The organism is Lentzea sp. CC55, assembly GCF_021056325.1.
In the GTDB taxonomy this organism is placed as follows: domain Bacteria; phylum Actinomycetota; class Actinomycetes; order Mycobacteriales; family Pseudonocardiaceae; genus Lentzea; species Lentzea jiangxiensis.
The window spans coordinates 89,238-110,229 of sequence record NZ_JAJCXE010000028.1; the positions used below are offsets into that span (position 1 = coordinate 89,238).

A 20,992-nucleotide genomic window follows, 5' to 3' on the forward strand; every position below is an offset into this window, starting at 1 on the left:
CAGCGGCGCATCCGAAAGGCTCGGCAAATGCACGTTCTCGGCTTTCGCGTTCGAATTCGGCGGATGGCTTGACCATCCGCGATTCCTGCCGACGAGGAAACGCCCTTTCGGTTGTGCGATTACTGAGCGATGGGCGGAATTTGGTGCTCCGTGCAATAACGTCTGTTTCATCAGTCGTGCGGGAATTTTCGCGGAGCAACGAACCAGGAGTGTTCGGCCATGGGCGAGACTGGCATCATCGGAGGCACCTCGAGCCTCCTTCGTGAACCCGTTGTGGACGCTTTCGCCGATCTGCGGGCCCCGCGTCGAGCGGACCAGGCACGCGCAATGGGCATGTACCCGTTCTTCAAGGCCATGGCCCGGCACGACGGCGGCACCGTGGTGGTGGACGGTGAGCAGTACGTCCTCACCGGTTCCAACGACTACCTGGGCCTCACGCAGGACGAACGGGTGCGCAAGGCCGCGCGTGACGCGGTGGACGACTTCGGCATGTCCTGTTCGGGATCGCGGTTCCTGACCGGCACCCTCGAGCTCCACGAGACCCTCGAGGCCGAACTGGCGGACTTCCTCGGAAAGGAATCCGCACTGGTCTTCAGCGCCGGCTTCCTCTCGACCGCCTCGGCCGTGTCTACGCTGGGCGGACGCCGCAACATCCTGTACTTCGACAGCGAGAACCACGCGAGCATGATCGACGGCTCGCGGCTGATGGCGAACCGCCCGCGGCGCTTCGAGCACAACGACGCCGCCGATCTCGAGCGGCTCCTCAAAGAGGACGAAGGCCTGCCGGGCGGACGCGTGATCTACACCGAAGGCGTTTTCTCGATGTCCGGCCACATCGGCGCGATTCCCGAAGTCGTGGACGTCGCCAGGCGGTACGGCGCGCGAGTGGTGTGCGACGACGCGCACGCGACCGGCGTGCTCGGGCCGCACGGTGAAGGGTCGCACGTCCACTTCGACCTGGCTGACGACGTCGACGTCGTGGCGGGCACGTTCTCGAAGGCGCTCGCGTCCGTCGGCGGGTTCCTGGCGGGCACGGCCGACGTCATCGACCACGTCAAGCACACCGCACGGCTGCTCATCTTCAGCACCGCTCTGCCCGCTCCGAACATCGCCGCCAGTCTCGCTGCGTTGCGCGTCATCCGCTCCGAGCCCGAGCACCGCGAGCAGATGTGGGCCAAGGTCGACTTCATGCGCCGGAACCTCCTGGGCCTGGGCTTCGACCTGCTCGGTTCCAACAGCCCGATCATCCCCGTGCTGGTCGGGGACGAGGGCACCGCTCTCCAGTTCTGGCGCGGGTTGTGGGACGAGAAGGTCTTCGCCACCCCGGCCATCCCCCCGGCCGTCGCCAGGGGGCGGAGCATCATCCGCACCAGTTTCAACACCGCGCACACCCCTGAGCACCTGGAGCGCACGTTGGAGGCGTTCGAGAAGGTGGGCCGTGCGTTGCGGGTGATCTCTTGACGCAGGTTCGGCGGAGCTGAGCCGTCCGAAGCGGGGACGGCCACGACGCCCGTCCCCGCCCTCACGCACCGATACCCGACCTGCGACAGGAAAGAGAACCGGCATGACGGTTCACGAACAGCAGACGCGCCGCTTGTCGATCAGCACGGCGCCGGTGCCGCGCTGGCTGGAGTCGCGGGTGCTGCGCGGCGGAACCGCGCGGACCGGGCACCTGGCCGCGCCGCCGCCGGGCTCGGGCCTGCGGGCCGTGCCCGGTGACGCCGGTCTTCCCCTGGTCGGTCACGGGCTCGCGTGGATGCGGTACGGCCCGCGGTTCGAACGCGCCAGGGTGACGCGGTACGGACCGGTGTCGTGGATGAAGGCGTTCGGCGTCAAGATGGCGGTGGTGGGGGGCGCCGACGCCACCCAGGCCGTGCTCACCAACAAGGACAAGGCCTTCTCGCAGTCCGGGTGGAACCTGTTCTTCGACCCGTTCTTCCGGCGTGGCCTGCTGATGCTCGACGACGAGCACCTGCAGCACCGGCGGATCATGCAGCAGGCCTTCACCCGGCCCCGGCTCGCCGCCTACGCGGAGGTCGCCGGCCAGGTCGTCCGCGAGGTGCTCGACGACCTGCCGGCCCGGCTCGCCGCCCACCCGCTGATGGCCCGGCTCACCATGGACATCGGCTCGCAGGTGTTCATGGCGCGCGCCCTCGGCACGAACGAGCCGGTGATGCGGGCGTTCAAGGCCGCGGTCGACGGCACCACGGCACTGGCGCGGTTTCCCGTGCCGGGCGGGAGGTGGCAGGCGGGGCTGCGGGGCAGGAGGATGCTCGAGGAGTACTTCAAGGCCGACCTGCCCGCCAGGCGAAACAGCGCCGGCGGCGACCTGTTCTCGGTGCTCGCCTCCGCACGGGACGAGCACGGCCGGCGGTTCACCGACACCGAGATCGTCGATCACATGATCTTCCTGATGGTGGCCGCGCTCGACACCTCGGCCACCACGGCGACGGCGGCGATGTACCACCTGGCTCGCCGGCCGGAGTGGCAGGAACGGGCCCGTGCCGAGTCCGTCGCCCTGGGGCCGGCACCCGACATCGACGGTCTCGACCGGCTGACCACGCTCGACCTGGTGGTGAAGGAGTCGCTGCGCCTGGTCGCGCCCGTGCCCACCTTCGTGCGCAGGACGGTCCGCGACGTCGACCTCACGGGCTACCACCTGCCGGCGGGCACCACCACGGTCGTCATGCCCGCCGCCAACCACTACGACCCGGCGTACTGGCGCGACCCCGACGCGTTCGACCCGGACCGGTTCGCCGAACCGCGCCGGGAGGACAAGGCGCACCGGTTCGCATGGGTGCCCTTCGGCGGCGGTGCGCACAAGTGCATCGGGATGGTGCTGGGCTTCCTGGAGGTCAAGACGATCCTGCACGAGTTGTTGCTGCGGCACCGGTGGCGGCTGCCGGAGGGCTACCGGGCGCGGTGGGACTGGTCGAACACCCCGTCGCCGACCGGCGGTCTCCCCGTGCACCTCGACCGCATCACCTGACACGTCCGGTGTGGACGGAAGACCGGGGATCCGGCGCTTCCGCACAGGAGTTCACAGACCACTGCGAAGGAAGTTCCCATGAGAGTGGCGATGCTCGCGCACGGTTCGCGGGGAGACATCCAGCCGATGGTGGCGCTCGGCGACGAACTGCGGCGCCGGGGGCACTCGGTGGTGATGACGGTGAACGAGAACCTCGCGGCGTGGGTCGCTCGTGCCGGTATCGACGTCGTCCCGATGAAGCCGGACATGAACGCGCTCCTGACCTCCGAGACGGCGCGGAACCACATGGCACAAGGCAAGGTCCTCGCGTTCCTGAAGGCGATGACCCTGGAGGAGCGCGAGGCGAACCGGTCGATCATCGACGCGTGCGTCACCGCGGCAGAAGGTGCCGACCTGGTGATCTCGACGATCACGACCGTGTACCGCGGCGAGTGCCTCGCGAAGGCGCTCGGCGTGCCGCACCGCACGTCCAGCCCGTACCCGGTCCTCGACGCGGGGAACCACGCGAGCTTCCTCTCGCCTGTCCACGACCTGCGACTGCGCTGGCTGAACCTGGCCAGCTGGCGCTTGCTGGACAGGGCGTTCTGGCAGGAGAGCAAGCCGAACATCGACGAGATGTGCGACGTGCTCGGCATCCCGAGGTTCCAGCGCGCCCCGCGCGTGGAGCTGATCCCGTCGGTGGCGATGTACAGCGAGGACGTCGCGCCGAGGCCGGCGGAATGGCATCCGCGGCACGAGATCGTCGGGTGGCAGGCGCTGTCCGCCGACCTGCGGGCCCGCCTCGGCGAAGAGGTGCCGGCCGACCTGGACGCCTGGCTGGACGCCGGCAGCGCGCCCGTCTTCTTCGGCTTCGGCTCGACGCCGGTGGCCGACCCCGCGGCCATGCTGCGCGACATCGCCCGGCTGACTCGGGAGCGCGGCCTGCGGGGGCTGATCTGCGCCGGCTGGAGCGATTTCGGCGCCGACGGCGCCGAGCTGCCGGACCACCTGTACGTCACGAACAACGTCGACTTCGACGCGGTGCTGCCGCGGTGCCGCGCCGCCGTGCACCACGGCGGGTCGGGCACGACCGCGTCCGTCCTGCGCGCCGGTCTGCCTTCCGTCATCGCCGGCGTGCTCGCCGACCAGGCCTACTGGGCGTGGCGCGTCGAGAAGCTCGGTGCCGGCGTGCGCCTGCCGTTCCACAAGATCACCTTGGACCGGCTCGGCGCCGCCGTGGACGCGGCGCTGGACCGCACCGACCGGGCGAAGGAGCTCGGCGCACGGGTCTCGGCGAACACCGTGCGGACGGCCGCCGCGGACGTCGTCGAGCGCTGGGCCGCGGAGCTGGGAATCCAGTCGGCCGTGCACAACTGACGGCGCGCTGCTCGACAACGCGTTCGTCGGCCGCCACCCCGGTGCTGTCGGTCTCGTGACCGGGCACCGACCCGCACGGGGTGGCGACCGCGCGACTCGGGCTCAGCGCACCTGCTCGGCCTTGAACTGCATCCGCGGCGTCGCGTAGAACTCCTGGGCCTGCACCAGCCGCAGCTCGCGCTCACCGGAGCGGTAGGTGAGGTCGATCAGGTCGAAGACGCTCGACGCGGTGCGTTCCAGCGCCAGCGCCGCGTCCTTGGTCTGCACGTAGTGGGCGGTGAACAGCGCGGCCGTGACGTCGCCGGACCCGTTCGCCTTGAACGGCAGGTGCGGGGTGCTCACGAGCCACGACCCGGCGGTGTCCACGACGAGCATCTCGATCGTGCCCTCCTCCCGGTCGGGCCGCTCGACGCTCGTGACCAGCACGGTCGACGGGCCCATCGCGCGGGCGAGGTCGGCCGAGGCCAGCGTCTCCTCGACGCTCGCCGGCGCGGTGCCGGTGAGGAAGCCCAGTTCGAACTGGTTCGGGGTGATGATGTCGGCCACCGGCACGACCCGGTCGCGCAGCAGCACGGGGATCTCGGGCGCGACGAAGCAGCCGGACTTGGCGTTGCCCATCACCGGGTCGCACGCGTAGAGCGCCGCCGGGTTCGCGGCCTTCACCCTGCGCACCGCGTCGATGATCACATCGGCGATGCCCGTGCCACCCTGGTAGCCGGACAGCACGGCGTCGACCTGCCCGAACACGCCGCGGTCCTCTACCCCGAGCAGGATCTCGGCCACGTCCGACGGCGGCAGGAGCGGACCGCGCCACGCGCCGTACCCGGTGTGGTTGGAGAAGTTCACCGTGGGGATCGGGACGACCTCGACCCCGAGGCGCTGCAGCGGGAACACGGCGGCGGAGTTGCCGACGTGGCCGTGGGCGACGACCGACTGGATGGACAGAACCTTCATCCGCCCAGCCTAGAACGGACACCTTGACGTCGTGACACCGCTGGACCACCTCGGTGGTCGTGTCGCAGGACCGCCCGCACTGGTCGTAGTGGTGCCGCCGGCATCGGTACCGTGCCCGGCAGGTGTGCTGCCGGTGCCCGAGCCGACCGCGAACGGTGAAGGTCGTGGTCTGTTGCCGGCGTGCTGACGGGAGGAATCCTCGACGTGCCGGCGAAGAGGTCTGATGACGCCAAGGTGAGGTTGGACAGCCGGTTCCACAGGCTTTTCGGCGCCACTCTCGTGTCGGCCACCGGTACCGGCATGCACGCCGCCGCCTTGCCCCTGCTGGTCCTGCAGAGCACCGGCAGCCCGATGGCCTTGAGCCTCGTCGTGATGGCCGCCGAGATCCCCTGGGTGCTGCTGTCGCTGCACGCCGGTGTCGTGGTGGACCGGCTGGACCGCCGGCGGGTGATGGTGTGGGCCGACCTGGGCCGGTTCGTGGTCCTGGTCGCTCTCGCGGTGCTGGTCCTGACCGCGCGGGTGGACCTGGTGTGGCTGGTGCTCGCGGCGCTCCTGCTGGGCGTCGGTCAGGTCTTCTTCGACATCGCCGCCCAGTCGGCCGTTCCCGACTTCGTCTCCCGCGATCCGCGGAGCCTGGCCACGGCGAACGGGCGGATCGCCGCGGCGGACAGCGGCGGTGAGGACTTCGCGGGGCCTCCGCTCGGCTCCGCGCTGTTCGCGGTGTGGAACATCCTGCCGTTCGCCGCCAACGCTCTCTCGTTCGCCGCCAGCGGTCTGCTGATCTTCTCGATCCGGGCGAACGCCAAGCCGGAGAACACGACCGGGGCTCCGCGCAAGAGCGTGCGGAGCGACATCGTCGAGGGCATCCGCTGGTTGTCCGGAAACCGGACCCTGCGGGCCCTGGCCGTGGTTTCCTGCCTCGGCAACGTCGCCGCCACCGCTCAGTTCGCGATGCTCGCGCTGCTGGCCGAGGACGTCCTCGAACTCCCCGACCTCGGTTTCGGCCTGTTGCTGACGGCCACCGCGGTCGGCGCGACGCTCGGGGGACTGGCCGCCGCGTCCGCCGGCAAGCGCTTCGGCCCCGGCACGGTGATGATCGTGGGCAAAGCCGGTGTGGGCGCGGCCGTTCTGGTTCTGGGACTTGTCGCCAACGCGTGGGTCGCGGCCGTGATGATGATGGTGACCGGCGCGCTGATGACCGCGGAGAAAGTCGTGGTGAGCACGTTGCGCCAACAGATCGTGCCCGATGAGCTCCTGGGAAGGGTGCTCTCGTCGAGCAGACTGGTGGTCATGATCGGAGGGCCGGTCGGTGCGGCACTCGGCGGTGTTCTCGCCAGTGCGTTCGGCGTCCAGGTCTCCTATGTCGTCGCCGGCGTTTTCCTCATCCTGGTGACGCTGGTCTTCTGTCCGGCGCTGAACAACCGCGCCCTGGCCGCCTCGCGTCAGGGTTCGTCGGCAGCGGTGTCGCCTTGGACGTGCTGTTGAGCCTGACGGGGGTCGGCGCCGTGTTGGCGTGCCTCGACGGCCTTGCGCAGCTCGTCCGGTGCCAAGTCGTCGTGGTTGATCACGCCCAGGAGCTCGGCCTTCTTGTGCAGAGCCTGGATGTCCGTTTCCTCCATTGCTGTCCTCCTCGCCGTCCGCAGTCGGTCCGAAGTGCTGGCTACCCGGGCTGCCGGGTTCGACGCGGGCTTCCCCGATGTGGGTCGTCGCTTTCGTTCTCGGTGGTTGAGGCCGGGTGGAGCGGGTAGGTCCTGTGCATGGCTCCCACGACGTTGACCGCGCTCGCGCTGACCTGTTCCCTCAAGCCCTCACCCGAGCCGTCGAGCGCCGACAAGCTCGCCCGCGAGGTGCTGGACGAACTCGCCGCACACGGCGTCACGGGTGACCTGATCCGGGTCGTGGACCACGACGTGCGTCCTGGCGTGGAGAAGGACATGGGCGAGGGCGACGAGTGGCCGATGATCCGTGAACGCGTGTTGGCCGCCGACATCCTGGTGCTGGCCACGCCCACCTGGGTGGGTCACCCGTCCAGCGTGGCGCAACGGGTGATGGAGCGGCTGGACGCCGAGCTGTCCGAGACCGACGACGAGGGCCGCCTGCTGACCTACGGCAAGGTCGCGGTGGTCGCGGTCGTCGGCAACGAGGACGGCGCGCACAAGATCATCGCGGACTGCTTCCAGGCCCTCGACGACGTCGGCTTCACCATCCCGGCCAGCGGTGGCACGTACTGGAACAACGAGGCCATGAACCCGAAGGACTACATCGAGCTGGATCAGACGCCTGATCCGGTGGCCTCGACCAACAAGAAGCTGGCGAGCAACGCCGCGCACCTGGCGCGCCTGCTCAAGCAGGACCAGTACCCGCCGGTCCGGTGAGGACTGTCCACGTGAGCGGCTGAAAAGGAGTCGCGGCCCTGCCGCGACCCCTCGCCGCGTTGTGAACGGGCGGTGCGGCGAACCCGTATGGCGGCCTCCGCCTGGGTGGGGCCCCGACAGCGGACGTGTCGGCTGACCAGGCGCGGGTACCACGCCGGGAGAGAACCCGACCAGGAGGAGGAGCGGATGTCCAGCAACGGGACCGGTCAGGTCACGGGCACGCCGGACAAGGACTACAACATCATCTGGTTCGTCGAGGCGTGCCTGAGCAACGTGCTGCGGCTCGAGACCTACATCGCCGACGCGGAGCGTGCGGGCGACGGCGAGCTGGCGGACTTGTTCCGGCGCGCCCAGGAGGCGAGCCGCAAGGGCGCCGACGAGGGCAAGGAACTGCTGACCCGGCGCCTGACCGGCTGACGCCGCCACGGCGACGCCGCCGGCGATCCGGTCCGCCGGATCGCCGGCGCCACCCCGGGCCCGGTACGGCAGTCACCACCGGAACGTCCTTTGTGGGCTGTGCTGCGCCGTGTCCGAACGGGGTGATCACTCATTCGTGGCGATCAGCCCGTCGCTACCGTGCCGGACGTGCCCAAGCCACTGATCGGAATCGTCCTCGCGCGGACCGGGAGGCTCGCGCCGCTGGGCGCGGCCTTGGACTTCGTCGCCGGCGCTCTGCCGTGGCCGGTGGACGTGCTGGTCCACGACAGCCGCTCCACGCCGCAGGGCGCGAGCGCCGCGGTGTCGGCGCTGGCCGACGCAGGCGTGCGGGCGGTCGTGACGCTGGGCGGCACGGAGACGCTGCCCGCGGTCGCGCGTGCCTGCACCGAGCGGGAGGTGCCGTGCGTGTCGACGACCCTGCCGTGGCAGGTGTTCGCCGCCGAGGTGTTCGGCGACGACCACCGGCCGGGGTGGGCGTTCCACTTCAGCTGGGGCGTCGACGACATCGCCGAGGTGTTCACCGACCTGTGGGAGCACCTCGGCGCCGCACGCCGGGTGGGCTGCCTGTGGAACGACGGCACGCAGGGACGTGCGCTGCGGCGGTGGTTCCGCCCGGTGGCCGAAGCACGCGGGCACGTGCTGGTCGACCTGCCCTACCGCGAGCACGGCGACGACCTGCCCGACCTGGCGGAGGTGGAGGTGGTGACCTCGGCCGCGACCGCCGCCGACCTCGCCGCGGCCATCCGGCGTGCCCGTCCCCGGCTGGTCACCTGTTCGCGCTGGCTGACCTACCCGTTCAGCGTCGCCGCGCACGCCCGGCTGGACCGGATCGCCACGATCGTCTACTGGACTCCCGAGCACGGCGACGGCGCGGGGCGCGCACTGGCAGCCGCCTACGAGAACGCGACCGGCATGCCGTGGACGCAACCGCTCGGCGTGGCGCATGCCGCGCTCGAGGTCGTCTGCCACGCCGTCACCGCCTCGCGCTCCCGCGCGGGGACGGCCGAGGCGCTGTCAGGCCTGAGGCTGGACACCCTCGCCGGAACCCTGGACTGGACGGACGGCCCCGCGCCCGGCGTCGCGAAGATCGCGCTGGCGGGTGGGCAGTGGCGCGGCGGACAGCGCCCGGAACTGGTCGTCGTGGACAACCGCCGCGTCCCGGGCGTGCCGGTCGGCGGCGCACTGCTCCTCAGTCCGCCAGCGTGATGGTGAACCGGTAACCCACGTCGGCCCTGTCCGTCACGCGGGTGACCTTGGCCTCGCCGCGGGCCTCGGAGTACTGGCCGGTGCCGCCGATGACGGCCATGGTCGTGTTCTCGAAGCCTTCGGCGATCGACTTGTAGTCACGCAGGCCGGACAGGTGCAGTTCCCCGTCCTGGAGCCGGAAGGTGGAGGTGCAGTGCGCCGTCACCGCGGGCGGCACCGCCACGGACACCGACAGCACGCCGCAGTGGGAGAAGCCGTTGCCCACCTTGGCCCGGCCCTGCCCGTCCGCCAGCTCACCGCCGCTGACGAACCCGCCTCCCACCGCGATGTTCACCGGCGCCGACATGAGCGTCCGCTTGGAAGTCAGCTCGATCGTCGTCTGCCGCTGGTCCACCTGATCGGCGCCCACGAGCGTCCCGGCGAGGGCGAGCACCACGAGCCACGGTTGAACCTTCATCCACGCACCTCCGCGTCCGGTCGGATTCCCCTCGCCGACGCTAGGCCCGTTGTGCCACAGGGCACATCGATCGATGGGGTAGCGACCGGTCCTCGAACGGCTGTCCACTCGGCACGGTCCGCGCACCCAGCGGTACCGCTTCGCCGACAAGCCACACGTCCAGGTGAAATGGGCCTGTCCAGCGAGTGTTTCGCGCGGTGCGGGGCCGGTCGTCGCGATGAGCGGAATGTCTGTCGAAAGGCAGACGCGCCCGCGTGGTCCGGGTGATCGAATCGTGGGCATGAAAGCGTTGATGACGCTCCTGGCCGCACTCGCCGTGCTCGCAGGAGGCGCGGGGCCTGCCACCGCCGCCGAGGGGCTGCACTGGCGGGACTGCTACGACGGGCTGAGGTGCGGCGAAGTCCTGGTTCCCGCCGACTGGACCCGTCCTTCCGGTGACACCCGGATCGCCGTTCCGCTGCTGAAGATCCCGGCACGGGAGCAGAAGACCGGTGTCCTCCTGCTCAACCCCGGTGGTCCGGGGTCGGCCATCCCCAACTTCGCGTTCCCGGGCTATCGCGACCAGTTCGCGGACCTCGCGGCGCGGTTCGACGTCGTGGTGTTCGACCCGCGCGGCATGGGCGTCGCCTGCCCGAGTCCGAATCCCGCTCCGCTGTCCTCGCCGGTGACCGAGTCCGCCCATCGCGAGTACGCCGCCGCCAACGGCCGGTTCGCGGCGGACTGCGCGGCGGCGATGGGCCCGTACCGGGGGCGCCTCAACGCTCGCCAGGTCGCACACGACATGGACGCCGTCCGGCGCGCACTGGGGGAGCGCCGGCTCAACTACTTCGGCAACTCCTACGGCACGGTGTACGGGCAGTTGTACGCGGACCTCTTCGGGCACCGGGTCGGGCGGATGTACCTGGACAGCGTGCTGGACCACACCCGGCGCGACCCGGCTGAGTGGGCTCGGGCCGGTGCCGTCACGGCGGAGGACAACCTCCACCGGATGGCGCGGTGGTGCGCGGCTGACGCCGGTTGCGCACTGCACGGCGAGGACCTGATCGCGGTGTGGGACCGCGTGTTGTCCACGCCCGGTGTGGAGGTGTCCGCGGTCCTCAGGTGGGCCGCGGCGAGGATCGGCAACGACAGGGGCTGGCCCGCGCTGGCCACCGGACTCGCGCAGCTGGCGGCCGGCGACACGACGGCGATCACACCGCGGCCCGGTCCGTCCGACGTCGGTCTCGCCCGGACGGCGTTCTGCGCGGACTTCCCCTTCCCGGACGACTTCCCGGCCGTGAAGCGGGTGGAGGACCGGGTGCGGGCGGTCGCGCCCCGGCTGGGGTGGGCGGCGGTCCCGTGGCGGGTCTCCGGGCACTGCTCGGGTGTGCCCGGAGAAGGGGTCAACCCGCCGGCGGCGTTGCCCCCGATGCCGGACGTGCTGGTGGCCAACGGCGAACACGACCCGCTGACCCCCGCCGAGCACGGCCGCCGGGTCGCCGCCCAGCTGCGAGGCGCCTACCTGCCCGTGGAGGGCAACCACGGGCTCTACCTCAACGGCAACGCCTGCGTCCGCGACCACGTGCACCGCTACTTCCTGACCGGGCAGCTGCCCGCGCCGGACGCGCGGTGCGGCTCATCGGTCTGACCGGGCCGTGTACAACTGGGGAATGGACGACCGCCGGATGCCCGGTTCTGCCATCCGTCCGGCGGGACCGCGCTCGTGGTGGTCGTTTCCACCGAGCACGCGGACGTTCCCGGAGCGGCTTCGCGACACCGCCGGAGGCGATGCGGTGTTCGCCGGCGTGGCCGTGGTCGTCGTGTCGGTGCTCGGGCTGGTCGAACACCGCTCCGCGAACCCGGTCGTCATGGTCGCCGCGTCGGTCGCGGTGGCGGTACCTCTGCTGCTACGGCGTCGTTTTCCCCTGACCACGGCGTTCGCATCCGCCGCGATCGTGGTCGTCGTCGCCGTGCCGGAGTGGTCCGGGCGCCTGGCCGCCATGGCCGCGTTCGGTTCCGCCGCGTACCACCGTCCCCGGCGTACGGTGTTCGTCCTGGCCGTGGCGGGGTTCCTCGTCCTGGCCGCGGCGGGAGTCCGCTCACCGACGGCCGCGACGTGGACGGACCTGCTCCTGCTCGGCATCGCGCCGGCTGCCGCCGGCTCCGCGTTGCGCCTGCACCGCGACCGCGCCGACCACGCCGAACGCCTCTACCGGGAAGAGACCCGCAGGGTGATCGCCGAGGAGCACGCCCGGATCGCCCGCGAGGTGCACGACGCCGTCGGCCACCACCTCACCGTGATCCGGATGCAGGCCAACGCCGTCCGGCACGTCGCCCGCTCCCTGCCCGCGGTCGCCGACCGGGCGCTGGTGACGATCGCCGAGGTGTCGGCCACCGCGCTCACCGAGGTCCGCGACGTTCTGGCCGCACTGCCCACGCACGGCACCACGCTGGCCGACCTGGACACCCTCGTGGACCACGTCACCGGGCCGAACCGCACCGTGACCCTCACCAGGGACGGCTCCGCGCCGGGCACCCTGCCGCCCTTGGTCGACCACGCCGGTTACCGGCTGGCGCAGGAGGCGCTCACCAACGCCCTGCGCCACTCCGACGCGTCCAAGGTGGACCTGCGCCTGCACCACACACCGGACGCCGTCGTGATCACCGTGGCGGACAACGGTTCCACCACACCCGGCCCGGCGACCGACGGCACCGGGCTGCGCGGCATCCGGGAACGGACCCGGCTGCTCGGCGGAACCCTGCGGATCGAGCCGAACCGGCCCAGCGGCTGGCTCGTCGAAGCCCGGCTCCCGCTGGGGGAGCAGCGGTGATCCGCACCCTGGTCGCGGACGACCAAGAGCCCGTGCGGTGGGCACTGCGCCTGGTCCTCGACGCCGAACCGGACATCGAGGTGGTCGACGAGGCCGTGGACGGCGCCGAAGCCGTGGACAAGGCCCGCCGGCTGGGCGTGGACGTGGTGGTGCTCGACCTGAGGATGCCGCGGATGGACGGGGTGGCGGCCATCCGCCGGATCACCGAATCGGTCACCCCGGCGCCCGCGGTGGTCGCGCTGACGACGTTCGACGTCGACGAGTACCTGTTCGGCGCGCTCCGGGCGGGCGCGGCGGGCTTCGTGCTCAAGGACAGCGAACCGGCTCTGCTCGTCGAGGCCGTCCGCGCGGCGTCGAGGGGACAGGGGCTGCTGGACCCGCAGGTCACCCGCCGCGCCATCCGCCGGTTCGCGCAGTTCGCGCCCCGCCCCGCACCGACCGGCCTGGATCTGCTCACCCCGCGCGAGCAGGAGGTGCTGCGCCACGTGGCACGAGGCCTCAGCAACGCCGAGATCGCCCGTGCCTTGACCGTCGGCGAAGGCACGGTCAAAACCCACGTGGCGCGCGTACTCGCCAAACTCGGCCTCCGCACTCGCGTGCACCTGGTGATCTACGCCTACGAGCACGCCATCCTGAGCCCTTCCTGACGAGGCCGGTGACGAAGTCCAGGCAGGTGTCGCCGATCGCGGTCCGTGCTGACCGCGGTCGTGAAGTGGCGTCAGTGGCGGCACACCTGCCCCAGCTGCCTGCGCAGCTCGACGATCTGGCTCCGGGCGGCGGCGAGCTCGTCCTCCAACCCGATGATGCGGGCCGTCGCGGCGAGCGTGTGGCCCTCGTCGAACAAGACGCGGATCCGGCCCGCCAGTTCGAGTTGACGGCGGCTGTAGCGGCGATGTCCGCCGCCGGAGCGGTGGGGGCGCAGCAGGTCCGCGGTGTCCAGGCTGCGCAGGAACGCTTGCTGAACACCGAGCAGCTCCGCGGCCTGGCCGGTGGTGTAGGCCGGGTGATCCACGTCGTCGAGGTCGTCGAGGGGCACCGTGGACGGCTCCTTGAACCTGGGTGAATTCGCTGCTCAAGACTATCTTCGGCGATTGCTTGACACAATCTGCAGTGCGCGCTATAAGAAAAGTGTCGGTCGATGACCTGGTGACAGTGGCCCGGGAGTGATCGAGATGAGCGGCGAGAACGTGGTTCCCCACGTCGAGCGCGGCGGCGCGCCGGTGTTCGCGGACGTGGTCGTCGCCGACCTCGGCTGGGTGCGGGCGGAGTTCGACGAGATCGTGGCCGCGAACTTCCCCGAGTCACCCGTCCCGCCGCTTCGAAGGCATCCGCGCGAGCGGTCTCGCCATCCGGCACCACCGGTGCGGACGGCCACACCGCCCGGCCGGGAATCCGGCGCCCGCGACCGGACCGCACGCGAAGTGGGCGCGCGGGAGCGCTCTCCTCCGCGCCCGGCGGTCGGACCCTCGACGTGACACCTCGAACGCTGTCCAGGAGGTGGTAGAGCGCAGGGCACGGCCGATCCGTCGTGGCTGTTCGCTCGTCATCCCGCCGGTTCCCGCCTCGACGCGACAACCGGTCTGCGTCTCGTGACGCGATCAAAGCGACCGCCACGGCCCGAGCCTTGCCGGAGACGCGTTTCGCAGACCTTCGAGTTGAGCCTGGATCACGCCCGTCACGGCTACCGGAAGCCGTGGCGGGCATCGGGTCGTGCCGGAACGGCAACCGCGAAAGGGGGACTCGTGATGGACCTGGACAAGCCGTGGAACGACGTGACCGACCAACTGCGTCCCGCCTGGCCGGAACTCGACGAGATCGCACTCGACGGTGTTCCCGATCCCGGCGACGTCGCGGCCCCGGGAGAGGTGATCGAGGCCGACCCCGCCGATGTCGCCGACCAGCGCCGCGTCGTGCCTCCGCCCGACGACGAACCGGACCCCGCCGGAGGCCTGGCATGAGCCGCCGCCCGGAACCCCGCTCGCACGCCACCCACCACGCGGCCTCCACAGGAGACTGTCCACAACGGCACGAGTCGCGCCGCGACGACCACGTCGCACCCGCCCGGCCGCGGAAGTGATCCGGCCATGCCGACGCACCGAAACCCATCATCACACGACCCGCACCGCGTGCTCGGCGTCCCGCGCGACGCCACCCCGGCCCAGATCCGCACGGCCTACCGAGCGCTTCTGCTCGCTCTCCACCCGGACACCCGCGCAGAGCCCGCGGACCCGGCACGGCTGGCCCAGGTGGTGGCCGCACACGCCCAACTGCGCGACGCCTGCCGCCGCACCACCGGTGACCCCGCGCCGTTCACCGCCGACACCCGGCCCGACGCGGGCGGAAATTCGATCCCGGTTCGCGTCCGAGATCCCCGTCGTGATCAGCCGGACATCCGCGTGGGCCCCGTTCGCAGCCACCGGAGCCGTTGACGGCCACGCCGGAGTCGAGCCCCCTTGCTCGTTGCGGTCACCGGAAGGCGGAGCTGACCTCACCTCGGCGTTGCCGGCGGATCAGGGTGCGGCCGCTGGCGGCGTACCACTGGACGGCGATGATCGCGGCGAGGGCGATTTCGGTCAGGTCGCCGCCGTAGTACATCAGCTGGGCGCCGGTGTGCAGGTCGGCAGTGGCGAAGGCGGTACTCGGCGGAGGTGCCGCGTAGAGGGTCTTGGCGAGGACGGCGTGGGCGGCGCCGGCGCCGAGCAGGGCGGTGGCGCGCCAGGCCAGGCTCCAGCGGCGTCGAACCGGGTCCAGTTGGCACACGGCGAAGGTGAACAGCAGGCCGGAGACCACGACGTGCACGTGCACCGCGGCGTGCAGCAGCGGCTGGTGGTGAAGGCCGGCGAACAGGGGAGTCCGGTAGAGCAGCCACAGACCGCCGACGTCCAGCACTGCCGCCAGTGGAGGGAAGACCAGCACGCTCACGGGAGTCGAGTGCGCCACGGCCAGCAGCGTGCGCCGGGGTCGCGTCGGAAGCACCCGCAGCAGCAAGGTCAGTGGGCGGGCCGGCACCACCAGCACAGGGGCGATCATGGCCAGCACGAGGTGCTGGGCCATGTGGGCGGTGAACGGGCCTCCCGGCAGCGGTCCGAGGAGCGCGTAGACCAGGACGGCGCACCCGGCGGTGAAGCAGGCGTCCCGCCGTCCCGGCCACGCATCACCGCGCAGGCGCAGCCGGATGCTGCCCGCCAGATAAGCAGAAGCGGCCAGCACGGCCACCACCGCGATGACCATCCCGATCAGTCCCGTGGGCGCCGCAGCGGGCACGTGGTGCAGATGAGGGTCGCTCACGAGCCGGCCTGCCGACGCGCCCGCACGGCGAGGACGGCGCCCACGGCCAGCAGCGCCAGCGCCACGCCGTTCCACACCAGGTCGTAGACCAGCAGGTCCACGCCGTAGCGGACCTGGTGCAGGCGCAGCACCTTGTGGTCGACAATGCCGTCGAACAGCTGGAAGCCGCCCAGACCGAGGAACAGCCCGGCCACAGCATGAGCCGGGGCGAGAGCGCGACGACGGCGCAGATCGGCGTACAGGACGAACCCGGCCACCAAGCCCAGCAACTCGGCGGTGTGCAGCAGGCCGTCCGACACCAGCCCCACCGCCGGGGTGGACCGGTCGAAGAAGTGGTGCCAGGCCAGGATCTGGTGGAACACGATCTCGTCAACCGCGGCCATCAGCGCCGCGCCGATCAACGCGCAGACAGCCAGCGACCTCCCGGGCAGGAGCACGGCTTTCGGTGCGGAGGTCGGTAGGGCTTGCCCTTCGGATTCGCTCATCAGGCGCGCAGTCCTCCGATCGGTGACGTGGCGGGTCGTGCCGAGACGTTCGCGCTATCGGGGTGGGCACGCAGGTGTCAGACGTTGTTCTGCCTGCTCCACCAGCGTCACCACGACCCCGGCTGGGCCGGTGAACAGCCCTTGCCGCGGTGCGCGTCTCATCACATCGGCTTGAGTACCCGGCTACGGCCGGCCTATCCGAGTCTCGGCCCGGTGTGACGGTCTCGCTGTTGATCGCACAAGGCTCAACCGGTTCTCACGGTCTTGGTCGATACCACGCGAGCGCCTTGCTTCAACGTGGCGGCATTCAGCGCGCAGGCTGTCTGAACGCGGTACCGCCGGTGTTGAGCCGCGGTGAAGTTCCGGGAGGTGGCGAAAGACCTGCTCGGCACGATCGCTCACAATGCGGAACGGCCTGCGCCCGACGCGGAGCGGGTGCGGTGTCGAGCGCTGGGCCCTTGGCGGGCGCCGACCTGGCCGGGCGCGGACCACCACGTCTTCTCGGACCCGTCTGTGACGCATCCTCCACAGAGGACCGCGCAGCATCGCTCGGGGCTCGATGCGGAGACCGTCGACGTCTCAGCCGCCGTGTGCCGCGGAGCCCGGAACGACCAGCCCGCTCTCGTAAGCGGCGACGACAGCCTGAGCGCGGGTGGTCAGGTTCAACTTCCGCATCGTGTGCTTCACGTGTGTCTTCACCGTTGCTTCACTGATGGCGAGCTGATTCGCGATCTCCTCGTTGGTCGATCCTGTTCCGATCAGCCGCAGGATCTCGGTTTCTCGTGGCGTGAGGTCCGGCAGCCGGGTGTTCGCCTGGAGCTCGACGCGATGGCGTTGCGCGTAGGTCTGGACCAGCCGCAGGGTGATGGCCGGCGAGATCAGCATCTCTCCCATCGCGACCGTGCGCACCGCCGCGATGATCCGATCGGGAGGTGTGTCCTTCATGATGAACCCGGCGGCTCCATCGGTCAGCGCCGTGTAGACGTACTCGGGGATGTCGAAGGTCGTCAGCACGACCACCTGGGTTTCCGGACGCATCGCGAGAATGCGACGGGTGGCGCTGAGCCCGTCCATGACCGGCATCTTGATGTCCATCAGAACCACGTCGGGCGCCAGGTCGGCGACCAGCGCCACGGCTTGCTCGCCGTCTGATGCCTCGCCGACGGGATCGATGCCGGGTGCGGCGTTGAGCAACGCCATGAGGGCGTGGCGAACGAGGTACTGGTCGTCGACCACCAGAACGCGGACTGCCATCACATCTCTCCAGCTCGTGCATTCGTCCGGTGTTCGGAAATCAGCTCTGGTCCGGAATCGGCAGGCGCAGCACGACCTGGAACCCTCGACGAGAGCGGTGTCCGGCGTCCAGGACGCCACCGTAGAGTTCGGCGCGCTCACGCATCCCCTGAATGCCATGCGATTTCGCTTTGACGCTGGGGGGCCTTGACGCGCCGTCATCGGTGATGGTCAACATCAGTTCGTGTGCACGGTAGTCGAGCACCACCTCCACGGCCGCTGGACCAGCGTGCTTGAGGACGTTGGTCAGCGATTCCTGCGCGACGCGATAGGCGCAGAGGTCCTGCCCGGGAGGCAAGGCGCGCGGTGTGCCCCGCACCACGAGTTCGACGGTGAGGCCGGCGTCGCGCGTGCGGTCCACCAAGCCGGGAAGAGCGTCGAGGCCCGGGCTCGCGAGTTGCACGTCCGGGAATTCGGTTTCGTCCTCCACCCGCAGCACGTCGAGCAGCCTGCGCATCTCGGTCAGGCCTTGCCGGCAGGACTCGGAGACAGCCGAAATCGCGGTACGCGCGGTGGCCGGAGCGGACGCGAGGGTGTATTCGGCCACCCCGGCCTGCAAAGAGATCACGGACATGTGGTGCGCGACGATGTCGTGCAACTCCCGTGCGATCCGCACTCGCTCCTCGGCGGCCGCGCGACCTTCGCGCTCAGCTGCTTCCTCAGCACGCCTGGCCCACTTCTTGGAGCTCTCGCCGACCATCCAGGCGACGAACAGGACCAGGACGGCCTGCACGGCCTCCGGCCACTTCAGCGTCACCTCTCCGACGTATTCGGGCACCAGCAGGCAGAGCGCCGACAGCGCTGCCATCACCGCGGCAATCCGCGAACTGCGCACGTTGGCGACTGTGAACACGCCGATGACCACACCGAGCCCCAAGTTGCCCACTGCGCCATGACCAAAAAACGCGTAGACGACCGAGGAACCGAGAATCACGCACAAGGACGTCACCGGTACGACGTGTCGAATCGCGATAGGCGCCACCGTGAGCGCGGCGAGCGACAAATCCACGAGCGTGAGATCGGCGCCGAGATATCCCACCTGATTGGCCAGGGTGAGGACTGTGGCGACCAGGGCGAGAAGGAGGTCCGCCCACGTCGGCCGGAGAAGCTTGCGCACCGGCGGGACCCTACCAGGAGATTCTTGCCTGGAAACAAGGGAGATCCGCCCTACCACCAGAGGGGTAGAAGGGACGACCGGCAAGGATGACGACATCGCATCGATGCGCTCCTACGGTGATCTCATGAGCACGAAAACGACCGCACTGGTGGTGTTGACCACAATCTCGTTCGTCATCGGATGTTCGCCGGCCGACGCCGAGCGAAATGGGAACGACGCGTCCCGCGCCTCTTTGCAGAAAGATGCCGACGCACTGGTGTCGAAAGGTGCCCCCGGCGTTCTGACCGAGTTGCGCACGCCCAACGGTGCCGTGAAGGTCCGCAGCGGGGAAGGCGACACCGACGCGAAGACACCGGTGCCGTGGGACGCCCACTTCCGCATCGCGAGCTTCAGCAAGACCTTCGTGGCGACCACGCTGCTCCAACTCGTCGGCGAAAAGCGCCTGTCGCTCGACGACACCGTCGAAAAGTGGCTGCCCGGAGTCGTGACCGGCAACGGGAACGACGGCAGCAAGATCACCGTTCGTCAGCTGCTCCAGCACACCAGCGGCATCCCCGAGTACCTCGTCGGTGTGCCGGTGTTCACCGAGAGCGACTTCCGGCAGCACCGGTTCGACAAGCACTCCCCGGCAGACCTCGTCGCCCTCGCGATGCGTCAGACCCCCGCTTTCGCGCCCGGCGCCGGCTGGAGCTACTCCAACACCAACTACGTGCTGGCCGGAATGGTCATCGGCAAGGTGACCGGCCAGGACTGGCGCGCCGCCGTCGACGAGCGGATCATCAAGCGCCTGGGCCTGCGCAACACCTCGGCTCCCGGACACTCGACGGCGCTGCCGCATCCCCACGCGACCGCGTACGAGCGCTTCCCGGAGGACGTCACAGCGGACCCGTTGCGCTTCGGAAAGCCCGTGGACGTCACCGAACTGAACCCGTCCTACGCTGAAGCGGCGGGAGAGCTGGTCAGCACCACCAACGACGCGCTGGTCTTCCTCGAAGCCTTGATCTCGGGCAGGCTCCTCGCTCCCGCGGAGCTGGCCGAGATGCAGAAGACGGTGCCGGCGCCGAGCCTGCAGTCGGTGTGGCCGGAAGCGCGCTATGGACTGGGCATCGCCTGGATTCCCACCGCGTGCGGCGGGTACTGGTCACACGCGGGTGACATCCAGGGCTTCCAGACCCGCAACGGGATCACGCCCGACGGCAAGCGCGGTGTCATCGTCTCGATGAACACCGACTCGGTGATCCCGAAGGACTCGTCCACCCCGCCGACGCCGCTCGAGGACCCGTCCTTCGACCTGGTCAAGAACGCGCTCTGCGACCGCGGGTGATGCCGAACAGGGGGAGTGCGACCAGCGGCGCCCCCAGCGCGAAGGACGACCCGCCACCGCGGCTGCCCCCGGCGCCGCCTCGACCGCCCCTGGCACGACCACCTCTGTCGAGCCACTCTGTCGAGCCAAGGGCGGTCCGGGCGACCGACCACGCGACCGGCGTCGTGCGGGCCGACTCGAGGGCGCCGAACCACGCGCACCCCGTTGTCCATCGCGGACGGGCTTGTCCCTTGCGGCGTAGCGGCCGTCGTCTACGCCACCAAGCAGGGCTTCAACCCCAAGACCCAGGCCCTGAAGTGGAGCGACCTGGAGCTCGTCGGCCAGACCGGCAGGATCCCCACCAGCACCCGGACGCCCGTCGAGATCAACGCGCCTGGCCGCACCGGCCACCACGTCCTGTACACGGTGTGGCAGGCCAGCCACCTCGACCAGAGCTACTACGCGTGCAGCGACGTGAACTTCACCGACGGTGGCACCACCACCATGACGGCAACCCCTCGGCGGGCTGCTCGGCCACCTTCCAGGCCGAGGCGCGCGTGACCGCCGGCGCGACGGCGATCTCCGGCTGGCAGGTGGACTGGACGTTCGCCAACGGCGAGCGCATCAACTCCTCGTGGAACGCCACCCTGACCACGAGCGGGTCCACGATCACCGCCCGCAACGCCGCCCACAACGGCATCGTGGGCGCGGGCGCCTCCACCACCTTCGGTTTCGTCGCCTCCGGAACCGCGGGTACCCCGACCCCACCTGCACCGCGTCCTGATCCCGTGCCGGTGCTGGGCGTGGTGGGCGTTGTCGAGCCGTTCGCGGGTCTAGGTGTACCTGGCCAACACGTTGGTGACGGTGTGTCGGCTTGATCATGGGTGAGGCCTCCGGGTGCGGTGGTGATTGCGAAGTCAG

General features: G+C 70.3%; 24 protein-coding genes. 16 read left to right on the plus strand and 8 right to left on the minus strand.

Annotated features, from left to right (window positions below; translation table 11 throughout):
* The first annotated feature begins 327 nt into the window (after positions 1–327).
* The 3 genes from L6E10_RS24180 (at position 328) to L6E10_RS24190 (ending at position 4,345) form a co-directional block, all read left to right on the plus strand.
* Positions 328–1,461, plus strand: coding sequence for an aminotransferase class I/II-fold pyridoxal phosphate-dependent enzyme (locus tag L6E10_RS24180; RefSeq protein WP_236221817.1), 1,134 nt, complete (start codon positions 328–330; stop codon positions 1,459–1,461).
* A 103-nt stretch (positions 1,462–1,564) separates the two neighbouring features.
* Positions 1,565–2,989 carry a cytochrome P450 gene (locus L6E10_RS24185; RefSeq protein WP_236221818.1) on the plus strand — a complete coding sequence of 475 codons (1,425 nt, stop codon included), beginning with the start codon at positions 1,565–1,567 and terminating at the stop codon, positions 2,987–2,989.
* A 78-nt stretch (positions 2,990–3,067) separates the two neighbouring features.
* Positions 3,068–4,345, plus strand: coding sequence for a glycosyltransferase (locus tag L6E10_RS24190; protein ID WP_236221819.1), 1,278 nt, complete (start codon positions 3,068–3,070; stop codon positions 4,343–4,345).
* 102 nt (positions 4,346–4,447) lie between these two features.
* Here L6E10_RS24190 and pdxY read toward each other — a convergent pair whose 3' ends face one another.
* A complete protein-coding gene (gene pdxY, locus L6E10_RS24195) occupies positions 4,448–5,299 on the minus strand; it encodes a pyridoxal kinase PdxY (protein WP_236221820.1) in 852 nt (283 codons plus the stop codon).
* 180 nt (positions 5,300–5,479) lie between these two features.
* Here pdxY and L6E10_RS24200 point away from each other — a divergent pair, with 180 nt between their 5' ends.
* A complete protein-coding gene (locus tag L6E10_RS24200; protein ID WP_236221821.1) occupies positions 5,480–6,784 on the plus strand; it encodes an MFS transporter in 1,305 nt (434 codons plus the stop codon).
* On the opposite strand, the gene L6E10_RS24205 is transcribed toward L6E10_RS24200, so the two are convergent.
* Complete coding sequence (locus L6E10_RS24205) at positions 6,742–6,918, minus strand: hypothetical protein (protein WP_236221822.1); 177 nt, start codon at positions 6,916–6,918, stop codon at positions 6,742–6,744. The genes L6E10_RS24200 and L6E10_RS24205 overlap by 43 nt on opposite strands.
* A gap of 138 nt (positions 6,919–7,056) precedes the next feature.
* Here L6E10_RS24205 and L6E10_RS24210 point away from each other — a divergent pair, with 138 nt between their 5' ends.
* The 3 genes from L6E10_RS24210 to L6E10_RS24220 all read left to right on the plus strand — a co-directional run bounded on the left by L6E10_RS24210 (position 7,057) and on the right by L6E10_RS24220 (position 9,318).
* Complete coding sequence (locus L6E10_RS24210; protein ID WP_236221823.1) at positions 7,057–7,674, plus strand: flavodoxin family protein; 618 nt, start codon at positions 7,057–7,059, stop codon at positions 7,672–7,674.
* Between the two features lie 186 nt (positions 7,675–7,860).
* Entirely contained in the window at positions 7,861–8,091 is a 231-nt protein-coding gene (locus L6E10_RS24215) for a hypothetical protein (protein ID WP_236221824.1), read from the plus strand.
* A 168-nt stretch (positions 8,092–8,259) separates the two neighbouring features.
* A complete protein-coding gene (locus L6E10_RS24220; RefSeq protein ID WP_236221825.1) occupies positions 8,260–9,318 on the plus strand; it encodes an ABC transporter substrate-binding protein in 1,059 nt (352 codons plus the stop codon).
* Here L6E10_RS24220 and L6E10_RS24225 read toward each other — a convergent pair.
* Positions 9,302–9,775 (minus strand): hypothetical protein, encoded by a 474-nt coding sequence (locus L6E10_RS24225; RefSeq protein ID WP_236221826.1) that lies wholly within the window; start codon positions 9,773–9,775, stop codon positions 9,302–9,304. The genes L6E10_RS24220 and L6E10_RS24225 overlap by 17 nt on opposite strands.
* 280 nt (positions 9,776–10,055) lie before the next feature.
* Here L6E10_RS24225 and L6E10_RS24230 point away from each other — a divergent pair, with 280 nt between their 5' ends.
* From L6E10_RS24230 to L6E10_RS24240, 3 genes are all read left to right on the plus strand, one after another.
* Positions 10,056–11,402 (plus strand): alpha/beta fold hydrolase, encoded by a 1,347-nt coding sequence (locus L6E10_RS24230; protein ID WP_236221827.1) that lies wholly within the window; start codon positions 10,056–10,058, stop codon positions 11,400–11,402.
* A 145-nt stretch (positions 11,403–11,547) separates the two neighbouring features.
* Entirely contained in the window at positions 11,548–12,585 is a 1,038-nt protein-coding gene (locus L6E10_RS24235; protein ID WP_236221828.1) for a sensor histidine kinase, read from the plus strand.
* Positions 12,582–13,232, plus strand: coding sequence for a response regulator transcription factor (locus L6E10_RS24240; protein WP_236221829.1), 651 nt, complete (start codon positions 12,582–12,584; stop codon positions 13,230–13,232). The genes L6E10_RS24235 and L6E10_RS24240 overlap by 4 nt, the downstream gene beginning before the upstream one ends.
* A gap of 71 nt (positions 13,233–13,303) precedes the next feature.
* Here L6E10_RS24240 and L6E10_RS24245 read toward each other — a convergent pair whose 3' ends face one another.
* Positions 13,304–13,621, minus strand: coding sequence for a MerR family transcriptional regulator (locus L6E10_RS24245; protein WP_236221830.1), 318 nt, complete (start codon positions 13,619–13,621; stop codon positions 13,304–13,306).
* 136 nt (positions 13,622–13,757) lie between these two features.
* Here L6E10_RS24245 and L6E10_RS24250 point away from each other — a divergent pair, with 136 nt between their 5' ends.
* The 3 genes from L6E10_RS24250 (at position 13,758) to L6E10_RS41245 (ending at position 15,014) form a co-directional block, all read left to right on the plus strand.
* Positions 13,758–14,060, plus strand: coding sequence for a hypothetical protein (locus L6E10_RS24250; RefSeq protein WP_236221831.1), 303 nt, complete (start codon positions 13,758–13,760; stop codon positions 14,058–14,060).
* A gap of 270 nt (positions 14,061–14,330) precedes the next feature.
* Complete coding sequence (locus L6E10_RS24255; RefSeq protein WP_236221832.1) at positions 14,331–14,543, plus strand: hypothetical protein; 213 nt, start codon at positions 14,331–14,333, stop codon at positions 14,541–14,543.
* A 126-nt stretch (positions 14,544–14,669) separates the two neighbouring features.
* Complete coding sequence (locus tag L6E10_RS41245; protein ID WP_374237410.1) at positions 14,670–15,014, plus strand: J domain-containing protein; 345 nt, start codon at positions 14,670–14,672, stop codon at positions 15,012–15,014.
* Positions 15,015–15,051: 37 nt separating this feature from the next.
* Here the strand turns inward: L6E10_RS41245 and L6E10_RS24265 are convergent, their stop codons facing one another.
* From L6E10_RS24265 to L6E10_RS40925, 4 genes are all read right to left on the minus strand, one after another.
* Positions 15,052–15,873 (minus strand): cytochrome c oxidase assembly protein, encoded by an 822-nt coding sequence (locus tag L6E10_RS24265; RefSeq protein ID WP_236221834.1) that lies wholly within the window; start codon positions 15,871–15,873, stop codon positions 15,052–15,054.
* The gene (locus L6E10_RS24270) at positions 15,870–16,358 is read right to left on the minus strand and encodes a DUF2243 domain-containing protein (protein WP_236221835.1); all 489 of its coding nucleotides are present in this window, start codon (positions 16,356–16,358) and stop codon (positions 15,870–15,872) included. Before L6E10_RS24270 ends, L6E10_RS24265 begins: the two co-directional genes overlap by 4 nt.
* A 579-nt stretch (positions 16,359–16,937) precedes the next feature.
* Complete coding sequence (locus L6E10_RS24275) at positions 16,938–17,594, minus strand: response regulator transcription factor (protein ID WP_308102867.1); 657 nt, start codon at positions 17,592–17,594, stop codon at positions 16,938–16,940.
* A gap of 58 nt (positions 17,595–17,652) precedes the next feature.
* Positions 17,653–18,768, minus strand: coding sequence for a sensor histidine kinase (locus L6E10_RS40925; RefSeq protein ID WP_236221836.1), 1,116 nt, complete (start codon positions 18,766–18,768; stop codon positions 17,653–17,655).
* A gap of 124 nt (positions 18,769–18,892) precedes the next feature.
* Between L6E10_RS40925 and L6E10_RS24285 the strand changes: the two genes are divergently transcribed.
* From L6E10_RS24285 to L6E10_RS24295, 3 genes are all read left to right on the plus strand, one after another.
* Positions 18,893–20,092 (plus strand): serine hydrolase, encoded by a 1,200-nt coding sequence (locus tag L6E10_RS24285; RefSeq protein WP_236221837.1) that lies wholly within the window; start codon positions 18,893–18,895, stop codon positions 20,090–20,092.
* Between the two features lie 204 nt (positions 20,093–20,296).
* A complete protein-coding gene (locus L6E10_RS24290) occupies positions 20,297–20,632 on the plus strand; it encodes a lytic polysaccharide monooxygenase (protein ID WP_236221838.1) in 336 nt (111 codons plus the stop codon).
* Positions 20,629–20,949 carry a cellulose binding domain-containing protein gene (locus L6E10_RS24295; protein WP_236221839.1) on the plus strand — a complete coding sequence of 107 codons (321 nt, stop codon included), beginning with the start codon at positions 20,629–20,631 and terminating at the stop codon, positions 20,947–20,949. Before L6E10_RS24290 ends, L6E10_RS24295 begins: the two co-directional genes overlap by 4 nt.
* The last annotated feature ends 43 nt before the right edge of the window (positions 20,950–20,992 follow it).

Bases quoted from the DNA above. Each gene is read 5' to 3' on its own strand.
- pdxY (WP_236221820.1), bottom strand. From the start codon at position 5,299: ATGAAGGTTCTGTCCATCCAGTCGGTCGTCGCCCACGGCCACGTCGGC.
- L6E10_RS24190 (WP_236221819.1), top strand. From the start codon at position 3,068: ATGAGAGTGGCGATGCTCGCGCACGGTTCGCGGGGAGACATCCAGCCG.
- L6E10_RS24270 (WP_236221835.1), bottom strand. From the start codon at position 16,358: ATGAGCGAATCCGAAGGGCAAGCCCTACCGACCTCCGCACCGAAAGCC.
- L6E10_RS24185 (WP_236221818.1), top strand. From the start codon at position 1,565: ATGACGGTTCACGAACAGCAGACGCGCCGCTTGTCGATCAGCACGGCG.
- L6E10_RS24285 (WP_236221837.1), top strand. From the start codon at position 18,893: ATGAGCACGAAAACGACCGCACTGGTGGTGTTGACCACAATCTCGTTC.
- L6E10_RS24250 (WP_236221831.1), top strand. From the start codon at position 13,758: ATGAGCGGCGAGAACGTGGTTCCCCACGTCGAGCGCGGCGGCGCGCCG.
- L6E10_RS24215 (WP_236221824.1), top strand. From the start codon at position 7,861: ATGTCCAGCAACGGGACCGGTCAGGTCACGGGCACGCCGGACAAGGAC.
- L6E10_RS24205 (WP_236221822.1), bottom strand. From the start codon at position 6,918: ATGGAGGAAACGGACATCCAGGCTCTGCACAAGAAGGCCGAGCTCCTG.
- L6E10_RS24255 (WP_236221832.1), top strand. From the start codon at position 14,331: ATGGACCTGGACAAGCCGTGGAACGACGTGACCGACCAACTGCGTCCC.
- L6E10_RS24230 (WP_236221827.1), top strand. From the start codon at position 10,056: ATGAAAGCGTTGATGACGCTCCTGGCCGCACTCGCCGTGCTCGCAGGA.
- L6E10_RS24180 (WP_236221817.1), top strand. From the start codon at position 328: ATGGGCATGTACCCGTTCTTCAAGGCCATGGCCCGGCACGACGGCGGC.
- L6E10_RS24210 (WP_236221823.1), top strand. From the start codon at position 7,057: ATGGCTCCCACGACGTTGACCGCGCTCGCGCTGACCTGTTCCCTCAAG.
- L6E10_RS41245 (WP_374237410.1), top strand. From the start codon at position 14,670: ATGCCGACGCACCGAAACCCATCATCACACGACCCGCACCGCGTGCTC.
- L6E10_RS24225 (WP_236221826.1), bottom strand. From the start codon at position 9,775: ATGAAGGTTCAACCGTGGCTCGTGGTGCTCGCCCTCGCCGGGACGCTC.